This is a genomic window from Arthrobacter sp. AIWTK1 (assembly GCF_056680535.1).
Genome location: NZ_CM155287.1, coordinates 2,181,199 through 2,195,704 on the forward strand (window position 1 = coordinate 2,181,199; position 14,506 = coordinate 2,195,704).

The 14,506-nt window shown below is 66.3% G+C and carries 14 protein-coding genes; 11 read left to right on the forward strand and 3 right to left on the reverse strand.

The annotated features are described in order from the left end of the window. Positions 1-3 precede the first annotated feature (3 nt). From AC1MDG_RS09930 to AC1MDG_RS09980, 11 genes are all read left to right on the forward strand, one after another. Positions 4-1,083 carry a PEP/pyruvate-binding domain-containing protein gene (locus AC1MDG_RS09930; RefSeq protein WP_479808815.1) on the forward strand — a complete coding sequence of 360 codons (1,080 nt, stop codon included), beginning with the start codon at positions 4-6 and terminating at the stop codon, positions 1,081-1,083. A 63-nt stretch (positions 1,084-1,146) separates the two neighbouring features. Continuing rightward, positions 1,147-3,033, forward strand: a complete 1,887-nt coding sequence (locus AC1MDG_RS09935) for a PEP-utilizing enzyme (RefSeq protein ID WP_479808817.1) — start codon at positions 1,147-1,149, stop codon at positions 3,031-3,033. Continuing rightward, positions 3,026-3,811: an SDR family NAD(P)-dependent oxidoreductase gene (locus AC1MDG_RS09940; protein WP_479808819.1), complete on the forward strand. Its 786-nt coding sequence runs from the start codon at positions 3,026-3,028 to the stop codon at positions 3,809-3,811. Before AC1MDG_RS09935 ends, AC1MDG_RS09940 begins: the two co-directional genes overlap by 8 nt. Before the next feature lie 47 nt (positions 3,812-3,858). After that, positions 3,859-4,179: a 2Fe-2S iron-sulfur cluster-binding protein gene (locus AC1MDG_RS09945; protein WP_479808820.1), complete on the forward strand. Its 321-nt coding sequence runs from the start codon at positions 3,859-3,861 to the stop codon at positions 4,177-4,179. A gap of 2 nt (positions 4,180-4,181) precedes the next feature. Beyond that, positions 4,182-5,522 carry an NAD(P)/FAD-dependent oxidoreductase gene (locus AC1MDG_RS09950; protein WP_479808821.1) on the forward strand — a complete coding sequence of 447 codons (1,341 nt, stop codon included), beginning with the start codon at positions 4,182-4,184 and terminating at the stop codon, positions 5,520-5,522. Between the two features lie 32 nt (positions 5,523-5,554). Beyond that, a complete protein-coding gene (locus tag AC1MDG_RS09955) occupies positions 5,555-6,340 on the forward strand; it encodes an HD domain-containing protein (RefSeq protein WP_479808823.1) in 786 nt (261 codons plus the stop codon). Continuing rightward, a complete protein-coding gene (locus AC1MDG_RS09960) occupies positions 6,337-7,857 on the forward strand; it encodes an aldehyde dehydrogenase (RefSeq protein WP_479808824.1) in 1,521 nt (506 codons plus the stop codon). The genes AC1MDG_RS09955 and AC1MDG_RS09960 overlap by 4 nt, the downstream gene beginning before the upstream one ends. A gap of 181 nt (positions 7,858-8,038) precedes the next feature. Then, a complete protein-coding gene (locus AC1MDG_RS09965; protein ID WP_479808825.1) occupies positions 8,039-9,115 on the forward strand; it encodes an acyltransferase family protein in 1,077 nt (358 codons plus the stop codon). 50 nt (positions 9,116-9,165) lie between these two features. Further along, the gene (locus AC1MDG_RS09970; RefSeq protein ID WP_479808827.1) at positions 9,166-9,369 is read left to right on the forward strand and encodes a hypothetical protein; all 204 of its coding nucleotides are present in this window, start codon (positions 9,166-9,168) and stop codon (positions 9,367-9,369) included. A gap of 50 nt (positions 9,370-9,419) precedes the next feature. Next, on the forward strand, positions 9,420-9,899 hold the full coding sequence (locus AC1MDG_RS09975) for an N-acetyltransferase family protein (protein WP_479808829.1): 480 nt from the start codon (positions 9,420-9,422) through the stop codon (positions 9,897-9,899). A gap of 79 nt (positions 9,900-9,978) precedes the next feature. Beyond that, a complete protein-coding gene (locus AC1MDG_RS09980) occupies positions 9,979-10,917 on the forward strand; it encodes a 5'-3' exonuclease (protein WP_479809068.1) in 939 nt (312 codons plus the stop codon). A 44-nt stretch (positions 10,918-10,961) separates the two neighbouring features. Here AC1MDG_RS09980 and AC1MDG_RS09985 read toward each other — a convergent pair whose 3' ends face one another. From AC1MDG_RS09985 to AC1MDG_RS09995, 3 genes are all read right to left on the reverse strand, one after another. Further along, positions 10,962-11,729, reverse strand: coding sequence for an SDR family NAD(P)-dependent oxidoreductase (locus AC1MDG_RS09985; RefSeq protein ID WP_479808831.1), 768 nt, complete (start codon positions 11,727-11,729; stop codon positions 10,962-10,964). A 39-nt stretch (positions 11,730-11,768) separates the two neighbouring features. Then, complete coding sequence (locus AC1MDG_RS09990; protein ID WP_479808833.1) at positions 11,769-12,791, reverse strand: LacI family DNA-binding transcriptional regulator; 1,023 nt, start codon at positions 12,789-12,791, stop codon at positions 11,769-11,771. 115 nt (positions 12,792-12,906) lie between these two features. Further along, positions 12,907-14,367 carry a sugar porter family MFS transporter gene (locus AC1MDG_RS09995; RefSeq protein WP_479808834.1) on the reverse strand — a complete coding sequence of 487 codons (1,461 nt, stop codon included), beginning with the start codon at positions 14,365-14,367 and terminating at the stop codon, positions 12,907-12,909. Positions 14,368-14,506: the final 139 nt, after the last annotated feature.

Genomic DNA, 14,506 nt, shown 5'->3' on the forward strand with positions numbered 1-14,506 from the left:
AACATGCAAAGCAACGACTACGTCCAGTTCTTCGACGGCGGCATTGAACCCAAGCTCGAGAACCTCGGCGGCAAGGGCGCCTCGCTGGTCACCATGACCTCCGCCGGCATGCCCGTCCCGCCCGGCTTCGTGGTGACCACGGCCCAGTTCGACGCCTTTATGGCGGAAGCCGGCATCACCCGGGACATCCATGAGCTCCTGGCCGGACTGGACCCCGAGGACATGTCCCAGGTGGACAAGGTCTCCGCCGCCATCCGTGAGGACATCCGCTCACGCCCCGTGCCGCAAGCGATGCGCGAGTTCACGGTAGGCGCCTACGAGGCCCTGATGTCCCGCTTCGAGGCGCCGGTCCCGGTAGCCGTCCGTTCCAGTGCCACCGCGGAGGACCTTCCGGACGCCTCCTTCGCCGGCCAGCAGGACACCTACCTCTGGCTCGAGGGCGTGAAGGCCGTCACCGAGCACATCCGGCAGTGCTGGGCCTCGCTCTTCACCTCCCGTGCCATCATCTACCGGCTCAAGAACAACATCCCCAACGAGGGCCTCTCCATGGCGGTCGTGGTGCAGAAGATGGTCAACGCCCGCGTCTCCGGCGTCGCCATCACCATGGATCCCACCAACGGCGACCGCTCCAAGATCACCATCGACTCCTCCTACGGGGTGGGGGAGATGGTGGTCTCCGGCCAGGTCACGCCGGACAACATCAAGCTGGACAAGGTCACCCTGGCCGTCATCACCGAACATCTCGGCGACAAGCACGCCGAACTCGTCCCGGACGCCGCCGCCGGCCGCCTGGTGGAACGGGAAGTCGACGCCGAACGCCGCGGCCGCCGGAGCCTCAGCGACGCCGAACTCACCTCGGTTGCGCAGATGGCCAAGCGCGCGGAGAAGCACTACAAGTGCCCGCAGGACATCGAATGGGCCCTCGATGCGGACCTGCCCGACGGCGAAAACCTGCTCCTGCTGCAGTCCCGCCCGGAAACCGTGCACTCGTCCAAGGCATCCACCCACACCGCTCCGCAGCCGGTGGTTTCCGGCGGCTACTTCAGCGGATTCAGTGCCGGCACGCTCAAGCCGTCCATCTAGCACCCCTGCTATTCCGCCCTCCCACCAGGGGCTCAACGCCGAGCCCGTATTGAAAGGACCGCCATGTCCCTGAAGTCCTTCCCCAAACCCTCCGAGCTTGCGGTCCCCGCCGGTGCCGAGGGCTGGGAAAAGATCTACCCGTATTACCTGGTCTTCCAGGACAAGCTCAAGGAACAGGAGGACGCCAAGTTCTGGTTCTGCGACAGCCAGCACTGGCCCACGGTGTTCAAGCCCTTCGAGACCATCGGCGGCGAGTTCGCGGTCAAGTGCCTGGGCCAGTACAACGCCCGGCACCTGATGATCCCCAACGCCAACGGCATTGAGTTCCGCGTCCACCTGGGCTACCTCTACATGTCGCCCATTCCGGTGCCTGAAGACCAGATCGCCGCCCGCGTGCCGCTGTTCGAACAGCGCGTGGGCCACTACTTCCAGAACTGGGACCAGCTGCTCAAGCAGTGGCACGTCAAGGTCAAGGGCACCATCGATGAGATGGAAACCATCTCCTTCCCCAAGCTTCCGGACATGGTCCCGATGGAGGACATCCTCTCCGGCAAGGGCAAGGACGGCTCCGAGAAGCTGCTGGAAAGCTACGACCGGCTGATCCAGCTGGCCTACCAGAACTGGCAGTACCACTTCGAGTTCCTCAACCTGGGCTACATCGCCTACCTGGACTTCTTCAACTTCTGCAAACAGGTCTTCCCCAACATCCCGGACCAGTCCATCGCCACCATGGTGCAGGGCGTGGATATGGAGCTCTTCCGCCCGGATGACGAACTCAAGCAGCTCGCCAAACTCGCCGTCGAACTGCGGCTGCAGCCGCATTTCAGCAACACGGACGACGTCGACGCCACCTTGAGTGCCATCGCCGCCGCTCCGGGCGGGGACCGCTGGACCGCCCAGTACGAGGCCGCCAAGGACCCGTGGTTCAACTTCACCGTGGGCAACGGCTTCTACGGGCACGACAAGTACTGGAACGAGCACCAGGAAATCCCGCTGGGCTACATAGCGGACTACATCCGGCGCGTGGACGAGGGCCAGGAAATCATGCGTCCCGTCGAGGCCCTGATCATCGAACGCGACCGCATCATCGAGGAATACCGGGACCTGCTGGAAGGCGAAAACCAGGCGCTCTTTGACGCCAAGCGCGGACTCGCCGCCACCGCCTACCCGTATGTGGAGAACCACAACTTCTACATCGAGCACTGGACCATGGGCGTCTTCTGGCGCAAGATCCGGGAACTCAGCCGCATGATGCAGGCGGAGGGATTCTGGACCGAACCGGACGACCTGCTCTACCTGGGCCGCAACGAGGTCCGTGACGCGCTCTTCGACCTGGTCACCGGCTGGGGCGTCGGCGCCAAGCCGATCGGCCCGGACTACTGGCCGGAGGAGATTGAACGCCGCCGCGGGATCGTGGATGCGCTCAAGACCGCCCGCCCGGCCCCGGCGCTGAACACGCCGCCGGAAATCATCACCGAACCCTTCACCCGGATGCTCTGGGGCATCACCACCGAACAGGTCCAGCAGTGGCTGGGCGCCGGCGAAGCGGTGGAAGGCGGCGGCCTGCGCGGCATGGCAGCCTCGCCCGGCGTCGTCGAAGGCCTGGCACGCGTTGTCACCGACGCGGACCAGCTCTCCGAGGTGCAGCAGGGCGAAATCCTGGTCGCCACGGTCACGGCGCCGTCCTGGGGCCCGATCTTCGGAAAGATCAAAGCCACGGTCACGGACATCGGCGGCATGATGAGCCACGCAGCGATCGTCTGCCGCGAGTACGGCCTCCCGGCTGTGACCGGCACCGGCTCGGCGTCCACCACGATCAAGACCGGCCAGCGGCTGCGTGTGGACGGCACCAAGGGCACGGTCCAGATCCTCGACGCGCTGATTCCCGATGCCGGGGATCCGGAGTTGCTTGTCGCCGGCCCCGGGGCGCACAGCCACAGCCATGTCTGACGCGACCATCCCCGCCATGGAAGATGCGGCAGGGCAGCCTGCCCGCACCGTCCTGATCACCGGTGCCGCCGGCGGCCTGGGCCGGGCGTTCGCGCTCGGCTTCGGCCGCCGCGGCTACCGCGTGGCGGTGGCGGACGTGAACCTCGACGGAGCGGAGGAAACGGCCAAGCTGGTCCTGGACACCGGGGCCGAGGCGGCCGCCTTCCACGCGGACGTCACCAGCGTGGACTCCACCGAGGCCCTTGCGAAAAGCTGCGCGGACTTCGGAAACGGGAGCATCGACGTCGTGCTAAATAACGCGGCTGTGTACGCGGGGGTGACCCGCAGCCCGTTTGAGGACATCGACCCGGCCGAATGGGACCTGGTGATGAACGTGAACCTCAAGGGCCCCTGGCTCGTCACCCGCGCCGCCAGTCCGTACCTGCGCGAGGGCGGGCGCGTCATCAACCTCTCCAGTGCCACGATCTTCAGCGGCTCGGAGCAGTGGATGCACTACGTCGCCTCCAAGGGCGGCGTGGTGGCCCTGACCCGGGTGATGGCCAAGGAACTGGGCCGGCGGGGGATTACCGTCAACGCGATCGCCCCCGGCTTCACCCTCACCGAGGCCAGCTACGGGCTGATGGAGAACGCCGAAAACTACGGCGTGGACCGCGGCGCCATCAAGCGGGCCAGCCAGCCGGAGGACATTGTGGGCGCGGCGCTCTTCCTGGCCGGGCCGGACAGTTCCTACTACACCGGCCAGACCATGGTGGTCGACGGCGGCCGCCAGTTCATCTGACTCTGCCCTACCTGCCAACTTTTCGACTTCAACCCCAAGGAGGACCAATGCCAACGGTTCACTTCACCGACGCCGACGGCGCCGTCCGCGACGTCCAGGGCAATCCCGGCGACTCCGTCATGGAAACCGCGGTGCGCAACGGCGTGCCCGGCATCGTGGCCGAATGCGGCGGATCGTTGTCCTGCGCCACCTGCCACGTCTTTGTCCGCGAGGACTGCCTCTCACAGCTCCCGCCGATGGAGGACATGGAGGACGAGATGCTCTACGGCACCGCCGTGGACCGCGAGGACAACTCGCGGCTGTCCTGCCAGCTCCGCCTGACCGACGAGCTCGACCTGTTCGTCACCACTCCCGAAACCCAGGTGTAGTGATGGGCACCCATGCCGCCGCCGCTGAACAGGCCTCCACCGGAGCGGCCGGCGCAGCCGGTACCGAAACTGACAGCCGAACCCGTACCGGCCTGCTGATCATCGGTGCCAGCCAGTCCGGCGTCCAGCTTGCCGTCTCATTGCGGGCGCTGGGCTTCGAGGAGCACATCACGCTGCTCGGCGACGAGGACCACCGCCCCTACCAGCGCCCGGCCCTGTCCAAGGAGTTCCTGCAGGGCACGGTGGAGAGCGAATCGCTGATATTCCGCTCCAACGAGTACTGGACCGAACACAACGTGGACCTGGTGAAGGGCGAATACATCGTCAGGATCGACAAGGACGCCGACGGCTCCGGGGTGGCGCACTCCTCGTCAGGCATGCAGTTCCCCTTCAAGCGCCTCGCCCTCACCGTAGGCGCCCGAGCCCGGAAGCTGGAGATCGAAGGCGGGGACCTCGACGGCGTGCTGTACCTGCGCAACGCCGACGACGCCCTGGCACTCAAGGCCAGGGTGGGTGACGCCACCGATGTGGTGGTGATCGGCGGCGGATTCATCGGACTCGAAGCCGCCTCCAGCCTGCAGAAGATGGGCAAGAACGTCACCGTGCTGGAATTCGGACCGCGGCTGGTGGGCCGCGCCGTCGGCGAGGAAACCGCCGAGTACTTCCTCCAGGCCCACCGTGCACGCGGCCTGGACATCCGGCTCAACACGAGCGCCAAACGCTTCACCGCGAAAGCCGCCGGAGACAACCGGCAGGCGGTCGCCGGCGTCGAACTCCAGGACGGCACGGTGCTGCCCGCGCAGATCGTGCTGGTGGGCATCGGGGTCATGCCCAACACCCAGCTGGCCGAACAGCTTGGCCTGAGCGTGGACAACGGGATCGTGGTGGACCGCTTCGCGCTGGCCTCGGACGGAACCACTGTGGCGATCGGCGACTGCGCCAACATGCCCAATCCCGTGCCCGGCTCGGAACCGGGCGAGCGGATCCGGCTGGAAAGCGTCAACAACGCGATCGAACACGCGAAGGTGGCTGCCTACTCGCTCACCGGCCGGCGTGAGGAATACGCCGGCATCCCGTGGTTCTGGTCCAACCAGGCCGACCTCAAACTGCAGATCGCCGGGCTGTGCAACGGCTATGACCAGACCGTGCTGCGGCGCGACGAGGAACGCGGCAAGTTCAGCGTCCTCTACTACCGCCAGGGCCAGGTCATCGCCGCGGACTGCGTCAACGCTCCGCTGGACTTCATGGCGGTCAAGAATGCCCTGGCCAAGGGCCGGAACATCCCCGCCGACGCCGCCGCGGACCCGGCCACGCCCCTCAAGACAATCACCACGGACAGCTAGCCGTCCCGGCCGGCCGCACCCGAAGGAGCACTATGACCACCCCCAAGACCCCGGTCGCCGACACCGGCACCGACACCGGCACCGCGAACCCGGTCACCGACAGCCCCGCGGCCGGCGATCCCGCCGCCGTTGATTCCGCGACTGCGGATTTCGCCGCCGCATACCCGGTCCGTCCGGTCCCGGCGCAGGGACCGGTGGACACCGCCCCGATCGCCACCACCCCGGCAGCGCTCCACGAACTCGACGGGCTCTGGCAGGCAGTGGTGCACGAGACGCGCACCCGCGGCAACGACATCCACCTGCCGATCTCCCTCGCCTTCGCCGAGCGGCTCTGCCGCGCCTACCCCGAGGCCGACGCTGAACTGGTCCGGGTGGCCACCCTGCTGCACGACACCGGCTGGGCCCACGTGGACGAATCCCGCATTATCTCCGAGGGCTTCGCGGGGGACTGGCGCAAGGCCGCCATCCGCTATGAACACGAGAAGCAGGGCTGCGACGTGGCCCGCCGGGTGCTGCCGGGCCTGGGCTACTCCATGGAATTCATCGAGCGCGTCTGCGTGATCATCGACGGCCACGACACCCGCCCGGTGGCCAAATCGCTGGAAGATGCGCTGATGCGCGACGCCGACAGGCTGTGGCGCTTCGACCAGGCAGGGATTGCCCTGGCCTCCTCCTGGTTCAACATGGATCCGGCTACCTACACCGACCGGCTGGCTGAGGAAATCGTCCCCGAGCTCATCACCCAGGCGGCCCACGACATGGCTTCCGCGGACCTGAACCGTTCCACCGCCCTCCTCAAGACGGCGGTCATCCGATGAGCGCCGCCACGCACGCCGCCCCCGCCTTGGCCGCCCGCGCCGCGCTCAACCTGCCCTACACCCACGTGGACGACATCTTCATCAATGGCGCCTGGACCGCTGCGCGCGGCACAGGCCGCAACCCGGTCACCGACCCCGCCACCGGCGAAGTCTGGGGCTCCGTCCCGGACGGCGCCCCCGAAGACGTGGACGCCGCCGTCGGCTCCGCCCGCAAAGCGTTCGACGGCGGCGACTGGCCGCGGCTGGCACCGTCCGAACGGGCGGCATACCTTGTGCGGATTGCCGAGGAAGTGGAGAAGCGTGCGGACGAACTCTCGCTGACGAACACCCGCGAGAACGGATCACCGGTCTCCGAATCCGCCGGAGCCGCTGCCAACGCCGCAGGCATCTTCCGGTACTTTGCCACCCTCGCCGACTACCTGGAGCGCGAGGACGTGCGGGCCTTCCCCAAGGGCGGCGGCGAATCCGTAGTCCGGCGCGAACCGATCGGCGTGTGCGCGCTGATCGCGCCCTGGAATTTCCCGATCAACCTCGTGGTCATCAAGCTCGCCCCGGCGTTGCTGGCCGGCTGCACAGTGGTGATCAAGCCTGCCTCACCCACCCCGTTGTCGCTCCGGGTGATCATCGACGCCATGGCCGCCGCCGGCGTCCCGGCCGGCGTCGTCAACCTCGTCACCGGTTCCGGCCGGCTGGGAGATGCGCTGGTGAAGCACCCGGAGGTGGACAAGGTGGCCTTCACGGGTTCGACGCCGGTGGGCCGCAAGATTGCGGCGGCCTGCGGCGAGCTGCTGCGCCCTGTCACCCTGGAACTTGGCGGGAAGTCCAGCGCGATCGTGCTGCCGGATGCGGACCTGGACGCGATGTCTAAGGTCCTGATCCGCTCCTCGATGCGCAACACCGGGCAGACCTGCTACATCTCCACCCGTATCCTGGCCCCCGCCAGCCGCTACGAGGAAGTGGTGGACATGGTCACCAGCACCATCGCCGCCGGCAAGCAGGGCGACCCGCTGGATCCGGACACGGTGTTCGGCCCGTGCGCCACCGAGTCCCAGTACCGGACCGTGCTCGAGTACGTGGAGTCGGGGCTGGCCGAAGGCGCCCGCGCCACCACCGGCGGACGAGCGGCGTCACTGGGCGGCGGCCTCGAAAGCGGGTATTTCGTGGAACCCACGGTGTTCGCCGACGTCACCCCGGACATGCGGATCTCCCGCGAGGAGATTTTCGGCCCGGTCATCTGCATCCTGAAGTACAACGACGCCGGCGGCAACGCAGATGAGGCCGTGGAGTTGGCGAACAACACGGAATTCGGCCTCGGCGGTTTAGTCTTTGGTGCCGATCCGGAGGCCGCGCTGGCCGTGGCGGACCGGATGGACACCGGCTCGGTGGGCATCAACTTCTTCGCCTCCAACCATGCCGCGCCTTTCGGCGGCCGGCACGATTCCGGCCTCGGAACCGAGTACGGCGTCGAGGGCCTCAACGCCTACCTGAGCTACAAGTCCATTCACCGGAAGGTGTAGGAACGCCCGGAAGTCAGGTTTCGTTCAGCCGGACCTTGGATAATGGAACGAGGCGCGGCGCCCGGGAACACCCCGGGCGCCCGGAATCGAATCCATCCAGTGGGACTGCGGAGGTCATTTGGCGTTGCTAGTTGATGGGAGAGCCGGGACGGCTGCCGGGCAGACCGTCGGGCAAGGTACGGTGCGGCAAAGGCTGGACGGGTTGGACGTCCTCCGGGGTGCGGCCGTCGGTGCCGTTCTGCTGGGACATTCGTGGCCAGGGGTATTTCAAGGTGCCGGCATTGTCGGAGTGATTGTCTTCTTTGTGCTGAGCGGCTACCTGATCACAGGGGTGTTGCTGAGGGACATCGAACAGCATCGCAAAGTCCGTTACGGCCGTTTCTATGCGCATCGGGCTTTCCGGTTGTTACCGGCGCTCCTCGCCTTCCTTGGCGTCTACGCCGTCGTTGAACTGACGGCGGATGTCCTCGGGGACCGATCCAAGGGGATCATCGGCTATACCCTCCTGGCCGGTTTCGGCTACCTGAAAGACCTGCCGCTGCCTTTTGACGTCAGCATGGCGATCGGGCCGCTCTGGACGCTGGCGGTGGAGGAACAGTTCTACCTGATCTGGCCGGTACTGCTGGTGTTCGCGCTGGCGAGGAACGGCCAGGGACAGCTGATCGGATGGTCTGGCGCCGTCGTCTTTTTCCTGATGACGGCGAGCGTCCTGGCCATGCTGATCCTGGCTCCGCACCTGCACTCCCTGGTCTATGCGCTCCCGACGACGTGGGGCCTCGGGCTGATCATCGGTTCCGGGCTGCGCCTCTACCGGGTCAGGATGTTCAGCTGGTTCGCGGGCCGCCGGCCCCGGCGGCCGGCCCTGCTTGGCGCCGTCCTTGTCCTCGCCGCGCTGGTGTTCTTTCCCAAGGCCAACGAGTCGCCTGCCTTCTTTTTTGTCGGAGGTCCGCTGGCCATGGCTGCCGCGGCCGTCCTGGTGGTGCTGGCCGCTTCCCGTTCGCAGATGATGCCCCGGTGGACGCGCCCGCTGCAGATGCTGGGCACTGTCTCCTACGCGGCGTACCTCTGGAACTATGTGGTCATTCTCTGGCTCAACGGCGGATCGACAGCCGATCTGCCGCCGCTCGTAGCCGTGTCGGCCATCGTGCTGACCCTGCTTGTGGCGGTCATCAGCTGGTACACCGTGGAAAAGCTGGGGCGCGTGGGGCGCCACCGCTTTGACGCGTACTTTCAGGCCAGGGCCGACGCCCGGGCGTGATAAAGCGCCGGCGGGAGTAGGGTTGGGCCTTAGTCGACGAAGGAGTCAACATGAGCTACAAATATCGAACCGTCCGGGTTCGGGGTACCGAGCTGGTTGGAACGATTGCCCGGAAGCATGGCGGTGCGCCCGAAATCTACGAAACGTCCAAGGACCCGAGTACATCAGTGGTACCGGTGTTCTTCGAGGAGACGGGCCAGGTCCGGTTCTTCGACCGCTCGGTGCTGGAGGACGTCGTGAAGCCGGCCAGTTAGCCGCAATGGCAACGGTGGACGCGGGCCGAAGTGCCGAGCATGATGAAGCCGTGACTTCTGATAACTCTGCCAACGCCGGGACGCCACGCCGGGCCACTCCGGCAGATGCCGCGACGGTTGCCCAACTGCTCCACGACTTCAACACCGAGTTCGAGACGCCCACCCCGGGCGCAGCCGAACTGGCGTCGCGGCTCTCGCAGTTACTGTCGGGCGAGGACGTGGTGGTGCTCCTCGTCGGGGAGCCGCCAAGCGGAGTCGCGGTGCTTAGCTTCCGGCCCAATGTCTGGTACGCGGGGCCGGTCGCGGTCCTGGACGAACTCTACGTTCGTCCTGGCCTCCGTGGTCATCGCTTGGGCAGCGTGCTGCTCGCCGCGGCATGCGAGCTGGTGAAAGGCCGTGGCGGGACGCTCATCGAAATCAACGTCGACGGCGAGGACATTGACGCCCGCAGATTCTACGAAGCACGCGGGTTCAGCAACACCGAGCCGAACGGCACGGAGCCGATGCTGTATTACTACCAGGAGCTCTGAAATTACTACCAGGAGCTCTGAAGTGGATCCCGAGCGCCAACCGGATTCTCAAGGGAGCCCATCCGTGTCAGGATCAGGTATGCCCCACCGCCTGATGCTGCTGGACACTGCCTCTCTGTACTTCCGCGCGTTCTACGGCGTGCCCGACACGATCCGCCGCGCCGACGGCACTCCGGTGAACGCCGTGCGCGGCCTGCTCGACATGATCGCGCGGCTCACCACGGATTACCAGGCGACGCACCTCGTTGCCTGCTGGGACGAGGACTGGCGTCCGCAGTGGCGGGTGGACCTCATCCCGAGCTACAAGTCGCACCGGGTGGCAGAGATAGTGGCCGGTGGTCCCGACATCGAAGTGGTGCCGGAAGCGCTGGAAGCGCAGATCCCGATGATCCGTCGCGTGCTCGAGCTCGCCGGCATCGCCGTCGTGGGGGCTGCTGAACATGAGGCCGACGACGTCGTCGGCACCTACGCCAGCCAGACCGGCGTTCCGGTGGACGTGGTCACGGGAGACCGCGATCTCTTCCAGGTGGTCAGCGACGACCGCGGCGTGCGGGTGATCTACACCGCGCGCGGCATGAGGAACCTCGAGGTCGTCACGGACGCGGTAATCGTCGGCAAGTACCGCGTGCTGCCCGAGCAGTATGCCGACTATGCGATCCTCCGCGGCGACACCTCCGACGGGCTGCCCGGCGTCGCCGGCATCGGCGAGAAGACCGCCGCGTCGCTGCTCGGGGAGTACGGCACCCTCGAACTCCTGCTCGAGGCGGCGGCGGATTCGCAGAGCGGGCTGTCCGCGCCCGTACGGGCGAAACTCGCAGCGGCAACGGACTACCTCACAGTGGCACCCGCCGTCGTGAACGTCGTTCGCGACCTCGGGCTGCCGACCCTCGAGGAGGCGGGCGCGCAGCTGCACCCTATAGTCGGCGACTCGCGCGCGGACCTCGAAAGTCTGGCCACCGAATGGAACCTTGGCGGCTCAGTCAAGCGGCTTCTCGACGCGCTGGACCAACGGCACTGAGGGCTTTCTGACGGGCGAAGGAACGGTTGAGTCGTTTCTTCTTTTCAGAAGAGCGTAATGCCGCTGAGTTCGGCGAGTTTATCAGCGAGCCGGTCTTGGAAATCGGTGTCGTTGACTTCCGGGGCGGGGTTCCGCTGCCGGCGGTGGTACCAGTACTTGCCGGACATCAAAGCAGCGGGGTCATTGCTGACGGCGAGCCAGCTCTGCGTGTCGTGGCCCATGGCGAGGTCGTCAGGGGCGCTGGCACCGCCCATCCTGGTGGGCACCCAGCCGGGGTCAACGGAGTTGCTGAGCACGTCGGGCCAGTGCCGGGCGACGGCGGCGGAGAGCGCGGAAACGTGGAGCTTGCTCTCGGAGTACGCCGCGCCGGCATTCCAGCGCCGTTCGGTCCACTCGATGTCGCGGAGGTTGCCGCCGGCCCCGAGGTGCATGCCGCTGCTGACGTAGATCAGGCGGCCGGGCCGCTGGATCAGTGCGGTGAGTATGTAGGGGGCGAGCACGTTGACGGCCAGGGTGCGGGAGTGTCCCTCCGGAGTCGAAACGCGTCCATGCGGGAGGTAGACGCCGGCGTTATGGATGATGGCGTCCATCCGCCCGTGCCCGTTGACCTGCTCGGCGAGGTCCAGGGTCTCGACGGCGCTGCTGAGGTCACCAATCACGACGCCGGCCGCTTGCGGCGCGAGTTCATCCAAGGCGGCCGCGCGTTCCTTGGTCCGGGCGTGCAGCAGGACCTCATGGCCTTCGTTGAGAAGCGTCCGGGCATTGGCAAGGCCGAGTCCGTCCGTCGAGCCGGTGATGAAAATGCGAGCCATGATGGTCCTTTTCGTGGGCAGCGAGTCGGCCGTTGAACGTCAGTGCGTCAATGCCGGCGCGGTGCTGTTGCGGACCACCAGGCGCGGGGTCAGCACTTCGGTGCGTTGCGGCAGGGAGGGCTCCGCCATGCGTTCCAGGAGCAGCCGGGCTGCGCGGATGCCGACGTCGCGGCTAACGGGGTCCACGCTGGTGAGGGAAAGGTGTCGGATTCCGGCCAGGTAGGTGTTGTCGTATCCAACCAGTGAGAGCTGTGCGGGGACGCGCATGCCGTGGTCGTCTGCGGACGAGAGCGCCCCGACGGCGAGGACGTCGTTGGCGGCGAGCACCGCCGTGGGTGGCCGCCCGCTGTCGATGAGGCTGTTCATTGCCTCGAAGCCGGAATGTTCGCTCAGGTCCGTGTGCACCACGCGGATCTGTTCCTGGAGGCCATGGCTGGCCATCGTGTCCTGATAAGACTTGGCCCGCAAGGCGGCTGAGCCGGTGGACGCAGTGAGGTAGGCGATGTCCTTGTGGCCGAGGCTGATCAGGTGTTCGACGGCGATACGCGCCCCGGCGACGTCGTCGTTGGTGACGAGGTCCGCGGAGGGAAGCTCGAATGCGCGTGCCCCGACAACAACGGTCGGGGTATGCGCGGTGGCGCGCAACAGGTCCTCGTCGGTCTGCACGTCTCCGGCGATAATGAGCCCGTCCACTCGGAGTTCCATGAATGCAGATACCGGGCTCTCGCCCGGCCGGGCCAGGTAGGTGGGATCGCTGAGGACCATGCGCAGGTTCTGCTCGCCGAGTACGCTCTGCAGCCCGTCGAGCAGTTCCACGAACCAGGGATTTGCCAGATCATCCAGCAGTACCCCGACAATGCGGGTACGTCCGCTGGCCAGCCAACGGGCAGCATTGCTGGGTCGGTAGTCGAGTTCTGCGATGGCCTCGGCAACAGCCTGCCGCTTTTCCGCGCTGACTTTGGGGGAGTCCCGCAGCACCAGCGAAACGAGGGCGCGGGAGACACCGGCCACCCTCGCGACGTCGTATATCGTGGCGCGTTTGGACGCTTCCTGGTGCTTCACTTCACTCCCGGACGATCGGCCGCTTTCTGCAGGTAAGCGTATCGCGGCCGGGGCGGCACTCTGCCGCCCCGGCCGCGATCGACATGGTTGCCTGGCTGGGGGAGATGGGCGGACCCTAGTTGGCCGCGGCCTTCGCGCCCGGCGCCGTTGCGGGCGCGATGACGGGCAGGCTGCCGGTGCGGAAGTGCACCTCCAGTTCTTCCAGCGACTGTCCCATGGTCTCGGGAACAAACTTGGACACGAAGACCAGGGAGGCGATGTTCACCAGGACGAACACAGCGAACGTTCCCGTCGAGCCCAATGCCACAACGAGGATCGGGAACAGGAAGGAGATGCCGGCATTGACAGTCCAGAGGGCAAAGACTGCGATGCCCATGGCAAAGCCGCGGATGGCCATCGGGAAGATCTCCGAAAGGAGGAGCCAGACGCAGGTGCCGATGAAACACTGCACGAAAGCGACGAACAGCATCATGGCGGCCAGGATGGTGTAGCTGACGAAATCCGACTGCGGCAGCATGAAGACGACGGCGAGGATCGCCTGGGAGGCGACGACGCCGGAGAACCCGATGACCAGCATGCGGCGCCGCCCGATGAAGCCGAGCAGGTAGATGCCAAGGACGGTCATCAGCACGGAAGTCACGCCCACCGCGACGGTGGCTACCAGTGATGCGCTGACGCCCAGTCCGCTGCGCTCCAGGATGGTGGGTGCGTAGTAGTTCACCGTGTTGATGCCGGTTGCCTGCTGGACCACGGCCAGGCCGATGCCGATCCACAGCAGCTTGCGCATCCACGGATTGTTCTTCAGGTCACGCCATGCGTGCGAGCGCTCAGTCTTTGCGGTGGTGGCGGATTCCACGATTTCCTTGTATTCGAAATCGGCTTCCTCGGGGCTGCGGCTGAGGTCGAGAATGCGACGGCTGTCCGCAAACCGTTCCCGGATCGCGAACCAGCGGGGCGATTCCGGCAGGATGAGCATGCCGATCAGCAGGGCGATTGCGGGGAGGGATGCCACGCCCAGCATGAGGCGCCAGACCTCGGGATCATGGATCAGCGTGTCAAGAAGGGCGTTGATGGCGAAGGCAAGCATCTGGCCGGTCACGATCATGAGTTCATTGATGGTGACCATGCGGCCGCGCAGGTGGGCCGGCGCCATTTCTGCCAGGTAGAGGGGGCAGGTGACGGCTGCGGCTCCAACGCCGAGGCCCAGGATGACTCGGGCCACCACCATGAAGCCGACTGTCGGTGCAATCGCGCAACCCAGGGCGCCGACAAGGAAGAGCAGCGCGCAAACAAGGAGCGTGCCGCGGCGGCCGAGCGTATCGGCCAGCCTGCCACCGCTCAGCGCGCCGACCGCCGCACCCGGGAACAGCAGGGCACTGACCACGGTGGCTTCTTCGACCGGGCTCATGCTCAGTGAATCCTGCATGTAGAGCAATGCGCCGGAGATAACCCCGGTGTCGTAGCCGAAGAGAAGGCCGCCGAGAGTGGAGATGACAGTAAGGCGGGTCAGATACCCGCGATGCTTGGAGCCGGGTTTGGTCCCCGGCGCTGTGGGGTGTGCTGCGTGCAACGACATTGTTGACTTCCTCGGATCGTTTGTCCCGTCCAACTGGACCGTCGGTGGGTCCCGGCGAGTGCGCCAGGTCACGTGCTGCCACCAACGTTAGAGCGCTCTAACGATGGAGTCAAGACTTTGTTCTGACATACGGTCAAAG